Raw genomic sequence first — 15,875 nt, forward strand, 5'->3', positions numbered from 1 at the left:
CCATTCCGGCATGGTGTTGTAACCTCTACCCACGATACGCAGCAGGGCCAACGTCGTCCCCGCCTGTAGAGCAGTTCGAGACAGACGATGACGACGGGAGGGACTACATGCCTGCTGCCCACCTCGGGTTTCCCGAGCCTCAGGGCCTCTACCACCCCGCCAGCGAGCACGACGCCTGCGGTGTCGCCATGGTCGCCGACGTCGCGGGACGCCGTGGTCACGGCATCGTGGTCAAGGCGCTGACGGCGTTGTGCAACCTCGATCACCGGGGGGCCAAGGGTAGCGAGCCGGACACCGGCGACGGAGCCGGGATCCTGACGCAGATTCCCGACGAGTTCTACCGCGCGACCGTGCCGTTCGCGCTGCCCGGCGCCGGCGCCTACGCGTCCGGCATCGCCTTCCTGCCGATCGACGAGGAGGCCAGGCGCGTCGCCGTCGGCCTGATCGAGGAGATCGCGGCCGAGGAGGGCCTCACCGTGCTCGGCTGGCGGGAACTGCCCGTCGACCGCGCTCTTCCCGGGCCCAGCGCCCGGGCCGTCATGCCGCACTTCGCCCAGCTGTTCGTGTCGGGACCCGGCGGGCTGGAGGGGCTGGAGCTCGACCGGCTCGCGTTCTGCCTGCGCAAGCGGGCCGAGCACGAGGCCGACGTGTACTTCCCTTCGCTGTCGGCCAGGACGATCGTCTACAAGGGCATGCTCACGCCCGACCAGGTCGAGCCGTTCTTCCCCGACCTGAGCGACGAGCGTTACGCGACCGCGATCGCGCTGGTGCACTCGCGGTTCTCCACCAACACGTTCCCCAGCTGGCCGCTGGCCCACCCCTACCGTTACGTCGCCCACAACGGCGAGATCAACACGGTCAAGGGCAACCGCAACTGGATGCGGGCGCGCGAGGCGATGCTGAAGTCCGCCGACATTCCTGGCGATATTTCACGACTTTTCCCCATCTGTGACCCGGATGGCAGCGACACCGCCAGCTTCGACGAGGCCCTTGAGCTGTTGCACATCGGCGGCCGGAGCCTGCCCCACGCCGTGCTCATGATGATCCCCGAGGCGTGGGAGAACCACACCGAGATGGACCCCGCGCGGCGGGCCTTCTACGAGTTCCACTCCACGTTGATGGAGGCCTGGGACGGCCCCGCCTCGATCACGTTCACCGACGGCACCATGGCCGGCGCGGTGCTCGACCGCAACGGCCTGCGCCCCGGCCGCTTCTGGGTGACCGCCGACGGCCTGGTCGTGCTGGCCTCCGAGGCCGGCGTGCTCGACTTCAGGCCCGACGACATCGTCAGGAAGGGCCGCCTGCAGCCGGGCCGCATGTTCCTCATCGACACCGCCCGCGGCAAGATCATCGAGGACGACGAGATCAAGGCCGAGCTCGCGGCCGAGCTGCCGTACGCCGACTGGCTCCACGCGGGCCTGGTCCGCTTCGAGGAGCTGCCCGCGCGACAGCGCGAGATCCCGACGCACGAGGCGCTCATCAGGCGGCAGCAGACCTTCGGCTACACCGAGGAAGAGCTGCGCGTCATCCTGTCGCCGATGGCCAGGGCCGGTGCCGAGCCGATCGGCTCCATGGGCACCGACACGCCCGTGGCCGTGCTGAGCGAGAAGCCGCGCCTGCTGTACGACTACTTCACGCAACTGTTCGCGCAGGTCACGAACCCGCCGCTGGACGCCATCCGTGAAGAGCTGGTCACCTCGCTGGCCAGCACGCTCGGGCCCGAGGGCAACCTGCTCGACCCCGGCCCCACGTCGTGCCGCCAGCTCGTGCTGCCGTACCCGGTGCTCGACAACGAAGAGCTCGCCAAGATCATCCACATCAACGACGAGGGTGACCTGCCCGGCTTCCACCCGTACGTCATCAGCGGGCTCTACGACGTGGCGGGCGGCGGCCAGGCGCTGCTGCGGCGCCTGGAGGAGATCAGGACGGAGGCGTCCCAGGCGATCGCCGCCGGCGCGCGCGTCATCGTGCTGTCCGACCGGGGCTCGTCCGAGACGCTGGCGCCGATCCCGGCGCTCCTGCTGACCGGCGCGGTGCACCACCACCTGATCCAGGAGAAGACCCGCACCAAGATCGGGCTGGTCATCGAGACCGGCGAGGCCCGCGAGTGCCACCACATGGCGCTGCTCATCGGCTACGGCGCCGGCGCGGTCAACCCCTACCTCGCCGTCGAGACCGTCGAGGACCTCGTCGACTCGGGCGCGCTCCAGCTCGACAAGCACAAGGCCGTACGCAACCTGATCAAGGCCTACGGCAAGGGCGTCATCAAGGTCATGTCCAAGATGGGCGTGTCCACGGTGGCCTCCTACACCGGCGCCCAGATCTTCGAGGCGCTCGGCCTGAGCCAGGAGGTCATCGACTCCTGCTTCACCGGCACCACCTCGCGCCTGGGAGGCGTCGGCTTCGACGTCCTGGCCAAGGAGATCGAGCTCCGGCACCGCCACGCCTACCCGCGCGTGCCGAACGCCCACCGCAACCTTCAGGTCGGCGGCGAATACCAGTGGCGGCGCGAGGGCGAGCCCCACCTGTTCAACCCCGAGACCGTCTTCAAGCTGCAGCACGCCACCAGGACCCGCCGCTACGAGATCTTCAAGGAGTACACGAACCTCGTCGACTCCCAGGCGGAGCGGCTCATGACCCTGCGCGGCCTGTTCAAGCTGCGCAAGGGCACGCCGATCCCCATCGAGGAGGTCGAGCCCGCCTCGGAGATCGTCAAGCGCTTCTCCACGGGCGCGATGTCGTACGGCTCGATCTCGATGGAGGCGCACGAGACGCTCGCCATCGCGATGAACCGGCTCGGCGGCAAGTCCAACACCGGTGAGGGCGGTGAGGACCCCGAGCGGCTCTACGACCCAGCGCGCCGCAGCGCCATCAAGCAGGTGGCCTCCGGGCGCTTCGGCGTCACCAGCGAATATCTGGTCAACGCGGCCGACCTGCAGATCAAGATGGCCCAGGGCGCCAAGCCCGGCGAGGGCGGCCAGCTGCCCGGCCACAAGGTTTATCCGTGGATCGCCAAGACCCGGCACTCGACGCCCGGCGTCGGCCTCATCTCGCCGCCGCCGCACCACGACATCTACTCGATCGAGGACCTCGCCCAGCTCATCCACGACCTGAAGAACTCCAACCCGGAGTCCAGGGTCCACGTGAAGCTGGTCGCCGAGGTAGGCGTCGGCACGGTCGCCGCGGGCGTGTCGAAGGCGCACGCCGACGTGGTGCTCATCTCCGGGCACGACGGCGGCACCGGCGCCTCGCCGCTGACCTCGCTCAAGCACGCGGGCGCCCCGTGGGAGCTCGGCCTGGCCGAGACCCAGCAGACGCTGCTCCTCAACGACCTGCGCGACCGCATCGTCGTCCAGGTCGACGGCCAGCTCAAGACCGGCCGCGACGTCATCATCGCCGCCCTGCTCGGCGCCGAGGAGTACGGCTTCGCCACCGCGCCCCTCGTCGTCTCCGGCTGCGTGATGATGCGGGTCTGCCACCTCGACACCTGCCCCGTGGGCGTCGCCACGCAGAACCCCGAGCTGCGCAAGCGCTTCACCGGCAAGCCCGAGTTCGTGGTCAACTTCTTCGAGTTCATCGCCGAGGAGATCCGCGAATATCTGGCCGAGCTGGGCTTCCGCTCCCTCGACGAGGCCATCGGGCACGTCGAGCTGCTCGACACGACGGCGGCCGAGGACCACTGGAAGGCCGGCGGGCTCGACCTGTCGCCGATCCTGCACCGGCCGGAGCTGCCCGCGGGCACCTCGCTGCGGCGCGTCGTCGAGCAGGACCACGGGCTCCAGCACGCCCTCGACAACACGCTGATCCAGCTCGCCGAGGGCGCCCTCGCGAACGGCACCCCCGTGACGCTGGACCTGCCCATCCGCAACGTCAACCGCACGGTCGGCACCATGCTCGGCTACCAGGTGACCAAGCGCCACGGCGGCAAGGGCCTGCCCGACAACACCATCGACATCTCGTTCACCGGTTCGGCGGGCAACTCGTTCGGCGCGTTCGTGCCGCGCGGGATCACGCTGCGGCTGACCGGCGACGCGAACGACTATCTCGGCAAGGGCCTGTCCGGCGGGCGGATCACCGTCCGGCCGCACGAGGCGGCCCCGCTCGACGGCCACATCATCGCCGGCAACGTCGCCCTGTACGGCGCCACGTCCGGCGAGGTGTTCGTCCGCGGCGTCGTCGGCGAGCGCTTCTGCGTGCGCAACTCCGGCGCCACGGCGGTCGTCGAGGGCGTGGGCGACCACGGCTGCGAGTACATGACCGGGGGCAGGGCCGTGGTGCTCGGCCAGACCGGGCGCAACTTCGCGGCCGGCATGTCGGGCGGCGTCGCGTACCTGCTGGATCTCAAGCCCGAGCGGGTCAACCGCGAGATGGTCGCCATCGAGGCGCTCTCCGAGCGGGACGCCGAGTTCCTCAAGGAGACCGTCGAGAAGCACTTCGCGGAGACCGGCTCGCCGATCGCCAAGCAGCTGCTCGCCGACTGGGACGCCGCGCTCGGCAGGTTCGGCAAGGTCATGCCGACCGACTACAAGAGGGTGCTGGAGGCCGCCGAGGCCGCCCGCATCGAAGGCAGGGACGTCGACGAGGCCGTCATGGCGGCCGCGGTGCAGTCATGACCCGCCGTAATGAGCCGTGCCGCCATGGCGGGCTGTGCTTGTCAACCACTGTTCAGGGTTAAGGGAGGCGTAACCGAATGGCTGACCCGAAGGGTTTCCTCACGCACGACCGGGAGCTGCCGGCGCGCCGCCCCGTGGACGTCCGCATCAGCGACTGGCGCGAGGTCTACCAGGACTTCCCGCAGGACAGGCTGACCAGGCAGGCGGCCCGCTGCATGGACTGCGGCATCCCGTTCTGCCACAACGGCTGCCCGCTCGGCAACCTCATCCCCGAGTGGAACGACCTCGTCTTCCGCACCGACTGGCGCGAGGCGATCGAGCGGCTGCACGCCACGAACAACTTCCCGGAGTTCACGGGCAGGCTCTGCCCGGCTCCGTGCGAGGCGGCGTGCGTGCTCGGCATCAACTCCGACCCGGTGGCGATCAAGCGGGTCGAGGTCGAGATCATCGACCGGGCGTTCGCCGAGGGCTGGGTGACCCCGCAGCCCCCGGCCGTCAGGACCGGCAGGAAGGTCGCCGTCGTCGGCTCGGGGCCCGCCGGCCTGGCCGCCGCCCAGCAGCTCACCAGGGCCGGGCACGACGTGGTGGTGTTCGAACGGGCCGACAGGATCGGCGGCCTGCTGCGCTACGGCATCCCCGAGTTCAAGATGGAGAAGCGGCACATCAACCGCCGCCTCGACCAGATGCGGGCCGAGGGCACCGAGTTCCGCACCGGCGTCAACGTCGGCGTCGACATCACCGCCGCCGAGCTGCGCGAGCAGTTCGACGCCGTGGTGCTGTCGGGCGGCGCCACCCAGTGGCGTGACCTGCCGGTGCCCGGGCGCGAGCTCAAGGGCGTCTACCAGGCCATGGAATACCTGCCGCTGTCCAACAAGGTCCAGGAGGGCGACCTCGACCGGTCGCCGGTCTCGGCCGAGGGCAAGCACGTGGTGGTGATCGGCGGCGGCGACACCGGCGCCGACTGCATCGGCACGGCGATCAGGCAGGGCGCGAAGTCCGTCACCCAGCTCGAGATCATGCCTCAGCCGCCGGCGACCAGGCCGGGCAACCAGCCGTGGCCGACGTACCCCATGCTGTTCAAGATGGAGAGCGCCCACGAGGAGCTCGCCGACGGCGGGGGAGATCGGGTCTACGCCGTCTCCACCACCGAGTTCGCCGGCGACGCCGACGGCAACGTGCGGGCGCTGCGGCTGGTCGAGGTCGAGGGGCCGCAGAACGGGTTCAAGCCCATCCCCGGCACCGAGCGGGAGATCCCGGCCGAGCTGGTCACCCTGTCCATGGGCTTCCTCGGCCCGGAGAAGGGCGCCCTGCTGCAGGACCTCGCCGCCGTCGCCGGTGACGGCTTCTACGACGCCCGGGGCAACGTCTCGCGTGACAAGACGTACATGTCCAAGGTGGACGGCGTCTTCGTGGCGGGCGACATGGGGCGCGGGCAGTCGCTCATCGTCTGGGCCATCGCCGAGGGCCGCGCCGCGGCGTCGGGCGTGGACCGGTTCCTGACGGGGGAGACGGCCCTGCCGTACCCGATCCTGCCCACCGCGCGGCCGCTGGTCTGACGGTACGGTCCGGCGGCCGCCCGCGTGGCGGCCTCCGGGCGGTGCTGCGCGGCCGGCCACGATGCGTTCGTACCTGCGCCGGATCCGTGCGTTCACGGCGCGGGCCGCGCGGGCCGCGCGGGAGGGTTGGTGGGGATTGACCTAGCTTCGCCACCCATCGACCGAAATTTCACTACTAAGGCGCATCGCTGGTTGACTGTCGGGAACATGCGGATTCACGGCCAGTCAGCGAACGGGGGAACCATGCGGCGAGTCGCCTCAGCAACGATGGCGCTCGCCGCCGCAGCCGCCCTCACGGCCTGCGCACCGCCGGCCGCGGCACCCCAGAGACCGGCCGCGCCCCAGAAGGACTATCTCGTCTTCTACGCGGCGGGACGGCACGCCCAGGCCGTGACCGCCGTCGAGCGGGCCGGCGGCACCACGGTCGGAGAGGACGCCAGGCTCGGCTACCTCCTGGCCAGGGGCGCGGGCGGCGGCTTCGCCGAGGGCGTGGGCGCCGACCAGGCCATCGTGGGGGTGTCCGCCGACCGGCGCATCGGTTACGCCACGGCCGGCCGGGGCACTCATCAGGCGGCCCGGCCCGCGGCCTTCCCCGACGCGTCGTCGTTCACCAAGAGCGCGGCGGAGCCGCTCGCCGGCCGCCAGTGGGACATGCGCATGATCGGCGCGGACCGCGCGAACGCCAAGGCCCCCGGCACGAAGAAGGTCCTGGTCGGCGTCATCGACACCGGCGTCGACGGCAAGCACCCCGACATCGCCCCCAACTTCAACCGCGAGCTGAGCCGCAACTTCGTCACCGACAGGCCCAAGGACGAGCACGGCGAGACGCTCGACGGCCCCTGCGAGGCCGAGGGCTGCAAGGACCCCGCCGACGTGGACGACGACGGCCACGGCACCCACGTGGCCAGCACGATCGCCTCCCCGATCAACGGCATCGGCATCGCGGGGGTGGCGCCGGGCGTGCAGATCGTGAACCTCAGGGCCGGCCAGGACTCGGGGTTCTTCTTCCTCAAGCCCAGCCTCGACGCGCTCGCCTACGCCGCCGACATCGGCGTGGACGTCGTGAACATGAGCTACTACGTCGACCCCTGGCTGTTCAACTGCACGTCCAACCCGGCCGACACCAGGAAGCAGCAGCTGGAGCAGCAGGCTGTCATCACCGGCATGCAGCGGGCCCTGGACTACGCCAGGAAGAAGGGCGTGACGCTCATCTCCGCCCTCGGCAACGGCGGCACCGACCTCGGCCATCCCAAGGTCGACGACCAGAGCCCCGGCTACCCGAAGGGCGACGAGAAGAAACGCGAGATCGACAACTCCTGCGTCAACGTGCCCGCGGAGTCCGCCGGCGTCATCTCCGTCTCCGCCGTCGGCCCCTCCGGACGCAAGGCGATCTACAGCGACTACGGCGTCGAGCAGACCGACCTGGCCGCGCCCGGAGGTGACATCCTCGACGGTCAGGGCGCCAGAGCCGACCGGGGGATCCTGGCCGCCGCACCCGAGCACGTGCTGCGCGCGTCCGGGCGCATCGACGCCAAGGGCAACCCCAGGGGCGCGGACGTGGTCAAGGACTGCAAGGACGGCCGCTGCTCGTACTACCAGTATCTGGAGGGCACCTCCATGGCCTCGCCGCACGCCACCGGGGTCGCGGCGATCCTGATCAGCCGTTTCGGCAAGCCCGGCAGGGGCGGGCTCCACCTCGATCCCGCCACCACCGAGCGACTGCTCTACAAGACCGCGACCCAGAAGGCGTGCCCGACGCCCCGCCGCCACGTCTACACGATCTACAACAAGACCGAGACGCACGAGTGCGAGGGCGACAAGGCGGACAACGGCTTCTACGGCCACGGCATCGTGGACGCCTGGAAGGCCGCCACCACCGAACCGTGACGGCGTGAGCAGCACACGAACTTGGCCCGTCCAGGGGGTGCCGTTCTCGTTCTGTTCCCCTTCCGCGGGTACGTTCTCCGTCGTCAGTGACTGTTAAGTGGTCTGTACCAATTAAGGTAGGACTCGTGACTCGTCGCGCGAAAATCGTCTGCACTCTCGGCCCCGCCACATCGTCCAAGGAACGCCTGCACGAGCTGATCGCCGCCGGCATGGACGTGGCACGGTTCAACCTCAGTCATGGCAACCATGACCTGCACAGAGAGGTCTACGACCGGGTCAGGGAGGTGGCGGCCGACCTCGGCCGCGGTGTAGGCGTGCTCGCCGACCTGCAGGGCCCCAAGATCCGTGTCGGCACGTTCGAGGAAGGCCCCGTCAGGCTGGGCTTCGGCGACGTCTTCACCATCACCACCGAAGACGTGCCAGGTGACCGCGAGCAGGTCTCCACCACCTACAAGGGGCTGCCCAACGACGTCCGCCCCGGCGACACGATCCTCGTCGACGACGGCCGCCTCGTGCTCGAGGCCACCCGTGTCGACGGCGACCGCATCGCCACCCGCGTCGTCATCGGCGGCATGATCTCCGACAACAAGGGCCTCAACCTGCCCGGCGTCAACGTCAGCGCGCCCGCGCTGACCGACAAGGACGAAGCCGACCTGCGCTGGGCGCTGCGCACCGGATGCGACATGATCGCCCTGTCGTTCGTCCGCCGCCCGTCCGACGCCGACGTCGTGCGCAACATCATGGAGCAGGAGGCCGTGCGTCTCCCGCTGCTCGCCAAGATCGAGAAGCCGCAGGCCGTCGACCGCCTCCCCGACATCGTCGAGGCCTTCGACGGCATCATGGTGGCCCGCGGCGACCTCGGCGTCGAGCTGCCGCTCGAGCAGGTGCCGATCGTGCAGCGGCGCATCATCGAGCTGTGCCGCGAGAAGGCCCGCCCGGTCATCGTCGCCACCCAGATGCTCGACTCCATGATGAGCTCCCCGCGCCCCACCCGCGCCGAGGCCTCCGACGTGGCCTACGCGGTCATGGACGGCGCCGACGCGGTCATGCTGTCCGGCGAGACCTCCGTCGGCAACTACCCGATCGAGGCCGTCTCCACGATGGACCGCATCGCCTGCGCCGCGGAGAAGCACTCCCTGCACGCCACCCACACGCTGGAGCGCATGCCGGAGACGACCGGCGGCGCCATCGCCAGGGCCGCGGCCGAGGTCGGCGCGATCGTCGGGGCCAAGGCGCTCGTGGCGTTCACGATGTCGGGCGAGACGGCCCGGCGGCTGGCCCGCTACCGCTCGCCGATCCCGCTGCTGGCCTTCACGTCGGCGCCCCACGTGCGGGGGCAGCTCTCGCTGACGTGGGGGGTGGAGACGTTCCACGTGCCGTTCGTCCACCACACCGACGACATGGTGCGGCAGGTCGAGGCCTCGCTGCTGTCGTCGGGGCGGCTGGAGAAGGGCGACAAGGTCGTCATCGTGGCCGGCTCACCTCCCGGCACCCCGGGCTCCACCAACGCCCTGCGCGTGCACACCATCGGATCCGCCGTGTCCCACGCGCACTGACTTCTTCCCTCTCCCACGGCTTCGGCCCTCAGCCACCCGCCTCGGGTGTCTGAGGGCCTTCCGCGGCAGAACGTGGCCGGCTGCCCGTTACGTGGTTTCCTCTTTCACGGCTTCGCCCGGTCCAGCCACCTGCGGCGGGTGATTGGACCGGGCGCAGCCGTAAGGGAAGAAGAGCGAACCAACGCGTCAGTTGGCGTGGAGGGCGGCGTTGAGTTCGATGGTGCCGCCCTCGCGCGGCACCGCCTCCACCGCGCCCGACTGCGAGTTGCGGCGCAGCAGGATGCCGTTCGAACCCGACAGCTCGGCGGCCTTGACGATCCGGCCGCCGGGCAGGGCGACCTTCGTGCCCGCCGTCACGTAGAGTCCGGCCTCCACCACGCAGTCGTCGCCCAGCGAGATGCCGATGCCGGCGTTCGCGCCCAGCAGGCAGCGCTCGCCGATCGAGATGACCTGCTTGCCGCCGCCCGACAGCGTCCCCATGATCGACGCGCCGCCGCCCACGTCGGAGCCGTCGCCGACCACCACGCCGGCCGAGACCCGGCCCTCGATCATCGAGGCGCCCAGCGTGCCGGAGTTGAAGTTGACGAAGCCCTCGTGCATGACGGTGGTGCCGCTCGCCAGGTGCGCGCCCAGGCGCACCCGGTCGGCGTCGGCGATCCGCACGCCGGACGGCATCACGTAGTCGACCATCCGCGGGAACTTGTCGACGCCGTACACCGTCACCGCGCCCCTGGCCCGTAGCCGCAGGCGGGTCCGCTCGAAGTCCGGCACCGGGCACGGGCCCGCGTCGGTCCACACCACGTTGGCCAGCAGGCCGAAGATGCCGTCGAGGTTGACGCCGTGCGGCCTGACGAGGCGCGCGGAGATCAGGTGCAGTCGCAGGTAGACGTCGTGCGCGTCGACGGGGGCCTCGGAGAGCTTGGCGATGCCGGTGCGCACCGCGACCACCTCCACGCCCCGCGCCTCGTCGGGCCCGGTCAGCCCCGCCAGGTCGCCGGCCTCGCCGGCGGGAAGCCGCTCGGTGCCCGAAACGGGCGCGTCGCCCAGCTCGGGTGCGGGGAACCAGGTGTCGAGCACGGTGCCGTCGGAGGCGATGGTCGCGAGGCCGACGCCGAACGCGCCGGTCGAGGTGGGATCGATAGCAGTCACGGGCCAAAAATACCGTTTCCGCTCAGCTCAGGGCGCCGAGGTCGGCGGAGAGCCAGTGTTCGGGCCGCATCCTGAACGTGACGAGCGCGTGCAGGTCGGAGCCCTGCACGTAACCCGACACGGCGTCGGGCGGCAGGTAACGCGCCGCGATGCGCCTCAGATCCTCCAGCGTCGTGGGATCGGAGCGCACCAGCGGCCCCTCCACCGACACGTACCGGTAGGTGGGGCTGACCCGCTGCACCAGCATCGAGAACCGGCCCGCCTTCGCGATCAGCCGGGCCTTGACCGAGTCGCCGTCGGTCAGGAACCGGATCTCGCCGCCGGGGTGGTAGTCGTACCAGACGGGTACGTTCAGCGGCCCCCGTCCCTCGCCGCCCTCCACGGCGAGGCTCGCGATGTGCGGCTCCGCCAGGAACGCCTCCCGTGCCGCCACGTCCAACGGCATGCGCCCACCCCCGTCTTCATCGATCTTGATGACGGTCATTCCCGGTGGGAGCGGTCCCGAAAAGCCACTTGCTGTCCCTTTCCACGCCGGTCGTCCGCCGGTCCTGGCTCGCCGGACCCCGGTCCCGCGGTCCCCGTCTCGGAGCGGACGGCCCTCCTTGCAAGGTAAGGCTAACCTAATCTAGCATCTGCCGCAGAGGGAGGCGATGCCTCGGTGGAGACACTGCTGAGCAGACTCAACGGCACCTACGACATCCTGGGAATCGGCTTCGGCCCATCGAATCTCGCGCTGGCGATCGCCTTGCGGGAGCACAACGCCCGGGTCCCGGCACCCGAACGGGTCCACATGCGGTTCCTGGAGAAGCAACCCGGCTTCGGCTGGCACAAGGGGATGCTTCTCGACGACGCGACCATGCAGGTGTCATTCCTGAAAGACCTGGTCACCCTGCGCGATCCCGCCAGCGATTTCAGCTTTCTGTGCTTCCTGAAGGACAGCGGCAGGCTGGTGGACTTCCTCAACCACAAGACGCTCTTCCCGCTGCGGATCGAGTTCCACGCCTATTTCGAGTGGGCGGCCGAGCGGGTGCGGGACCTGGTCGCGTACGCCGAGGAGGTCGTGTCCGTCGAGCCGGTGACCGCGGAGGGCGGTGGCGTCCCCGCGTTCGACGTGATCAGCACGGACCCGGAGCGTCCCGGGCACACCACCGTGCGGCGGGCCCGTAACCTGTGCGTCGCCACCGGGCTGGAGCCGCACCTGCCGCCGGGAACGGTCGTCTCCGACCGGGTGTGGCACAACAGCGAGCTGCTGCCCCGGGTGGCCGCCCTCAAGGAGGCCGGGGTCCCGGTGCGGCGGGCCGTGGTGCTCGGGGCCGGCCAGAGCGCGGCCGAGACCGCCGACTACCTGCACCGCACCTTCGCCGGCGCGGAAGTCTGCGCCGTCATCGCCAAATACGGCTACACCCCCGCCGATGACAGCCCTTTCGCCAACCAGATCTTCGACCCCGAGGCCGTGGACACGTTCTTCGGCGCTCCCTCAGCGGTCAAGCAGTCCCTGCTCGACTACCACCGCGGCACCAACTACTCCGTGGTGGACATGGACCTCATCGAGTCCCTCTACCGGACCATGTACCGGGAGAAGGTCCAGGGCGGCGAGCGGCTGCGCGTCCTGCGCGCCTCACGCATCCGCGAGGTCGGCGAACGGGACGACCGGCTCGACGTCACGGTCGAATATCTGCCCACCGGCGAGCACGAGGTGCTCGAGGCGGACCTCCTCGTCCACGCCACGGGCTACCGGCCCCAGGACATCGGCACCGTCCTCGGCCAGGCCGCCAAGTTATGCCTGCGCGACGACGAGGACCGGCTCAGGATAGGCCGCGACTACCGCGTCGAGACGCCCGCGCACGTGTCGGCGGGCATCTACCTGCAAGGGGCGGGTGAACACACCCACGGCCTCACCTCGACGCTCCTGTCCGCCACCGCCGTCCGCGCCGGCGAGATCCGCGACTCGCTGCTGGCCGGTCACACGCCGCGGGCCAGGGCGGCGACATAGTGGTCCTCTCCGATCGCCGGCCGGCCGCCCCGGCGGACCGGCCGGCGGGCGTCGCCGCGGGCAACGCCGGCCGGAGCGGCTGGCTGCTCGTGCTCGTGGCGGCGCTGGTCGCCACGTGCGTCCTGAGCATCGCCGTCGGCACCAGGAACATCGGCCTCGACACGGTCTGGGACGCGTTCGCCCACGCCGCGGACACCGACGACCAGGCGATCGTGCGCGAGTTGCGGGTCCCGAGGACCGTGCTGGGGCTGCTGGCGGGAGCCGCGCTCGGCGTCTCGGGAGCGGTCATCCAGGCGGTGACGCGCAACCCGCTGGCGGACACGCAGATCCTCGGGATGAACGCGGGAGCGGCGCTCTTCGTCGTGTTCGCGATCGGGGTCCTGGGCCTGACCTCCATCTGGTCGTACGTGTGGTTCGCGTTCGCCGGGGTGGCCTTCGCCACCGTGCTCGTCTACACGCTCGGCTCCATCGGGCGCGGGGAGGCGACGCCGCTCCGGCTGACGCTCGCGGGCGTGGCGCTCGGCGCCGTCATGGAGGGCGTCTCGGCCGCGATCCGGCTGCTGAAGCCGCGAGCCTTCGACTACCTGCGCTTCTGGGACGTCGGCACGCTCGGCGGCCGGCCGCTGCCCATCGCCGAAGCGGTCGCGCCGTTCATCCTGGCCGGACTGGTGCTGGCGTTCGCCGCCGCCCGCTCGCTCAACGCCGTCGCGCTGGGCGACGACCTCGCCCGCTCGCTGGGCGCCGGCGTCACCCGGACACGCGTGCTGTCCGTGGTCTCGGTGGCGCTCCTGACGGGCGCGGCGACCGCGGCGGTGGGCCCGATCGGGTTCATCGGCCTGATGGTGCCGCACGCCGTCCGCCGGATCGTCGGGCCCGACCAGCGGTGGATCCTCGCGTACACGGTGATCTGCGCCCCGATCCTGCTGCTCGGCGCGGACATCGCGGGACGGGTGCTGATCCGCCCCGCCGAACTGCAGGCGGGCATCGTCACCGCGTTCCTGGGCGCGCCGGTGCTGATCTGGCTGATCCGCCGCCGGGCGGTGACGAGCCCGTGAGCGGCGTGGACTTCGGTCACCGGGTCGTCATCGTGCGCCGGCCCCGCGCGTCCGTCCGGTTCGGCGTGCGCACGGCGCTCGTCTGCGCCGCGCTCGGCCTCGCGGCCGCGGCGGTCGCCGTGCTCGGGCTGGGCACCGGGGAGTTCGAGGTGCCGCCGGGCGAGGTGATCCAGGCGCTGGCCGGGCAGGGACCGGGCGCGACGCGCCTCGTGGTCGTGGAGTGGCGGCTGCCGCGCGTGCTGCTGGCCCTGCTCATCGGCGCGGCGCTCGGACTGAGCGGAGCCGTCTTCCAGTCGTTGTTGCGCAACCCGCTCGGCAGCCCCGACGTGATCGGGTTCAACACCGGCGCCTACACCGGGGTGCTGGTCACGATGGTGCTGGCCGGCCGCGGCTACTACGAGACCGCGGCGGGCGCCCTGATCGGCGGGCTCGCGGCCGCCCTGGTGGTGTACCTGCTGGCGTACAAGCAGGGCGTGCAGGGATTCCGGCTCATCATCGTGGGCATCGCGATCAGCGCGGTCCTCGCCTCCGTGAACCAGTGGTTCGTCATCAGGGCCGACCTGCGCCTGGCGGTCGCCGCGGCGATCTGGGGACAGGGCAGCCTGAACACGGCGAAGTGGGAGCACGTCCCGCCCGTGGCCGCCGCGGTCGTGCTGCTCGCCGGATGCCTGCTGGCTCTCGGGCCGCGCCTGTCCCTGCTGGCGATGGGCGAGGAGCCCGCCGCCGCGCTCGGCGTGCGCACCGAACGGGCCCGGCTGCTCTATCTCGTCGTCGGCGTGGCGCTGACCGCCGTGGCCACCGCCGCAGCGGGACCGGTCTCGTTCGTCGCGCTCGCCGCCCCCCAGCTGGCCCGCCTGCTCACGCGTACGGCCGGCATAGCGCTGGCGCCCTCGGCCGCCATGGGCGCGCTGCTGCTGACCGCGAGCGACTGGCTCGGCCAGCGCGCGTTCGCCCCCACCCAGCTTCCCGTGGGCGTGGTGACGGTGTCGCTCGGCGGCCTCTACTTCGCCTGGTTGCTGGCCAGGCCGATGCGGAAGGCGAGGTCATGAGACTGAGCGCCAGGGACCTCACTCTCGGCTACGACCACCGGCCGATCAGCGAGCACCTCAGCGTCGACATCCCGGACGGCGCGCTCACCGTGATCGTCGGCCCGAACGCCTGTGGCAAGTCCACCCTGCTCAGAGCGCTGTCGCGGCTGCTCAAGCCGTCCGCGGGACAGGTCGTGCTGGACGGCAGGGACATCCACTCCTACCCGGCCAAGGAGGTCGCCAGGCGGCTCGGCCTGCTGCCGCAGTCGTCGATCGCGCCCGACGGCATCACCGTGGCCGACCTGGTGGCACGAGGGCGCCACCCGCACCAGAACCTGATCAGACAGTGGTCGGCCAGGGACGAGGCGGCCGTGGTGAGCGCGATGGCGGCCACCGGCGTCACCGACCTGTCCGGGCGGCTCGTCGACACGCTCTCCGGCGGCCAGCGCCAGCGGGTCTGGGTGGCGATGGTGCTCGCCCAGGAGACCTCGATCGTGCTGCTCGACGAGCCGACCACGTTCCTCGACATCGCCCACCAGATCGAACTGCTCGAACTCTGCCTCCGCCTGAACCGGGAGCAGCGCAACACCATGGTGGCCGTCCTGCACGACCTCAACCAGGCCTGCCGGTACGCCGACCACATCATCGCGATGAAGGCGGGCGCCGTCGTGGCGCAGGGCGACCCCCGGAAGATCGTCACCGCCGAACTGATCGAGGACGTGTTCGGCCTGCCCTGTCGCATCATCGACGACCCGGAGACCCACACCCCGCTGGTCATCCCCCGATCCCACCACGCAGTCAGGAGTCACGATGTCCAACAATCCCTTCGACGATGAGAACGGCACCTTCTACGTGCTGGTGAACGACGAGGAGCAGCACTCCCTGTGGCCGACGTTCAAGGAGGTGCCACAGGGCTGGCGGGTCGTCTTCGGTGAAGGCGGCCAGAGCAAGCGCCAGGAGTGCGTGGACTACGTCGAGGAGCACTGGACGGACCTGCGGCCCAGGAGCCTGCGCGAGAGCATGGCCGCCGACCAGTGA

Annotated in this window: 11 protein-coding genes; 9 read left to right on the forward strand and 2 right to left on the reverse strand. The window is 70.7% G+C overall.

Annotation, left to right across the window (positions count from 1 at the left end):
• The first annotated feature begins 107 nt into the window (after positions 1-107).
• The 4 genes from gltB (at position 108) to pyk (ending at position 9,612) form a co-directional block, all read left to right on the forward strand.
• A complete protein-coding gene (gene gltB, locus ABGB14_RS07605; protein ID WP_347642806.1) occupies positions 108-4,613 on the forward strand; it encodes a glutamate synthase large subunit in 4,506 nt (1,501 codons plus the stop codon).
• 77 nt (positions 4,614-4,690) lie between these two features.
• Positions 4,691-6,169, forward strand: coding sequence for a glutamate synthase subunit beta (locus tag ABGB14_RS07610; RefSeq protein WP_347642807.1), 1,479 nt, complete (start codon positions 4,691-4,693; stop codon positions 6,167-6,169).
• A 243-nt stretch (positions 6,170-6,412) separates the two neighbouring features.
• A complete protein-coding gene (locus ABGB14_RS07615) occupies positions 6,413-8,056 on the forward strand; it encodes a S8 family serine peptidase (RefSeq protein ID WP_347642808.1) in 1,644 nt (547 codons plus the stop codon).
• Positions 8,057-8,181: 125 nt separating this feature from the next.
• Positions 8,182-9,612: a pyruvate kinase gene (gene pyk / locus ABGB14_RS07620; protein ID WP_132508412.1), complete on the forward strand. Its 1,431-nt coding sequence runs from the start codon at positions 8,182-8,184 to the stop codon at positions 9,610-9,612.
• A 186-nt stretch (positions 9,613-9,798) separates the two neighbouring features.
• Here the strand turns inward: pyk and dapD are convergent, their stop codons facing one another.
• Positions 9,799-10,761, reverse strand: coding sequence for a 2,3,4,5-tetrahydropyridine-2,6-dicarboxylate N-succinyltransferase (gene dapD, locus ABGB14_RS07625; RefSeq protein WP_347642809.1), 963 nt, complete (start codon positions 10,759-10,761; stop codon positions 9,799-9,801).
• Positions 10,762-10,783: 22 nt separating this feature from the next.
• Complete coding sequence (locus tag ABGB14_RS07630) at positions 10,784-11,206, reverse strand: pyridoxamine 5'-phosphate oxidase family protein (protein ID WP_347642810.1); 423 nt, start codon at positions 11,204-11,206, stop codon at positions 10,784-10,786.
• Between the two features lie 213 nt (positions 11,207-11,419).
• Between ABGB14_RS07630 and ABGB14_RS07635 the strand changes: the two genes are divergently transcribed.
• Genes ABGB14_RS07635 through ABGB14_RS07655 form a run of 5 tightly spaced genes read left to right on the forward strand, consistent with a single transcriptional unit; the run spans position 11,420 to position 15,875 of the window.
• Positions 11,420-12,754, forward strand: a complete 1,335-nt coding sequence (locus ABGB14_RS07635; protein WP_347642811.1) for a SidA/IucD/PvdA family monooxygenase — start codon at positions 11,420-11,422, stop codon at positions 12,752-12,754.
• Positions 12,754-13,809 (forward strand): iron chelate uptake ABC transporter family permease subunit, encoded by a 1,056-nt coding sequence (locus tag ABGB14_RS07640; protein ID WP_347642812.1) that lies wholly within the window; start codon positions 12,754-12,756, stop codon positions 13,807-13,809. The genes ABGB14_RS07635 and ABGB14_RS07640 overlap by 1 nt, the downstream gene beginning before the upstream one ends.
• Entirely contained in the window at positions 13,806-14,858 is a 1,053-nt protein-coding gene (locus ABGB14_RS07645) for an iron chelate uptake ABC transporter family permease subunit (RefSeq protein ID WP_347642813.1), read from the forward strand. Before ABGB14_RS07640 ends, ABGB14_RS07645 begins: the two co-directional genes overlap by 4 nt.
• Positions 14,855-15,673, forward strand: a complete 819-nt coding sequence (locus ABGB14_RS07650) for an ABC transporter ATP-binding protein (protein ID WP_347642814.1) — start codon at positions 14,855-14,857, stop codon at positions 15,671-15,673. The genes ABGB14_RS07645 and ABGB14_RS07650 overlap by 4 nt, the downstream gene beginning before the upstream one ends.
• Entirely contained in the window at positions 15,648-15,875 is a 228-nt protein-coding gene (locus ABGB14_RS07655; protein WP_347642815.1) for an MbtH family protein, read from the forward strand. The genes ABGB14_RS07650 and ABGB14_RS07655 overlap by 26 nt, the downstream gene beginning before the upstream one ends.

Source organism: Nonomuraea sp. B10E15, assembly GCF_039871615.1.
In the GTDB taxonomy this organism is placed as follows: Bacteria; Actinomycetota; Actinomycetes; order Streptosporangiales; family Streptosporangiaceae; genus Nonomuraea.

Coding starts and splice junctions, on each gene's coding strand:
- gltB (WP_347642806.1), top strand. CDS start 108: ATGCCTGCTGCCCACCTCGGGTTTCCCGAGCCTCAGGGCCTCTACCAC.
- ABGB14_RS07610 (WP_347642807.1), top strand. CDS start 4,691: ATGGCTGACCCGAAGGGTTTCCTCACGCACGACCGGGAGCTGCCGGCG.
- ABGB14_RS07615 (WP_347642808.1), top strand. CDS start 6,413: ATGCGGCGAGTCGCCTCAGCAACGATGGCGCTCGCCGCCGCAGCCGCC.
- ABGB14_RS07630 (WP_347642810.1), bottom strand. CDS start 11,206: ATGCCGTTGGACGTGGCGGCACGGGAGGCGTTCCTGGCGGAGCCGCAC.
- ABGB14_RS07650 (WP_347642814.1), top strand. CDS start 14,855: ATGAGACTGAGCGCCAGGGACCTCACTCTCGGCTACGACCACCGGCCG.
- ABGB14_RS07655 (WP_347642815.1), top strand. CDS start 15,648: ATGTCCAACAATCCCTTCGACGATGAGAACGGCACCTTCTACGTGCTG.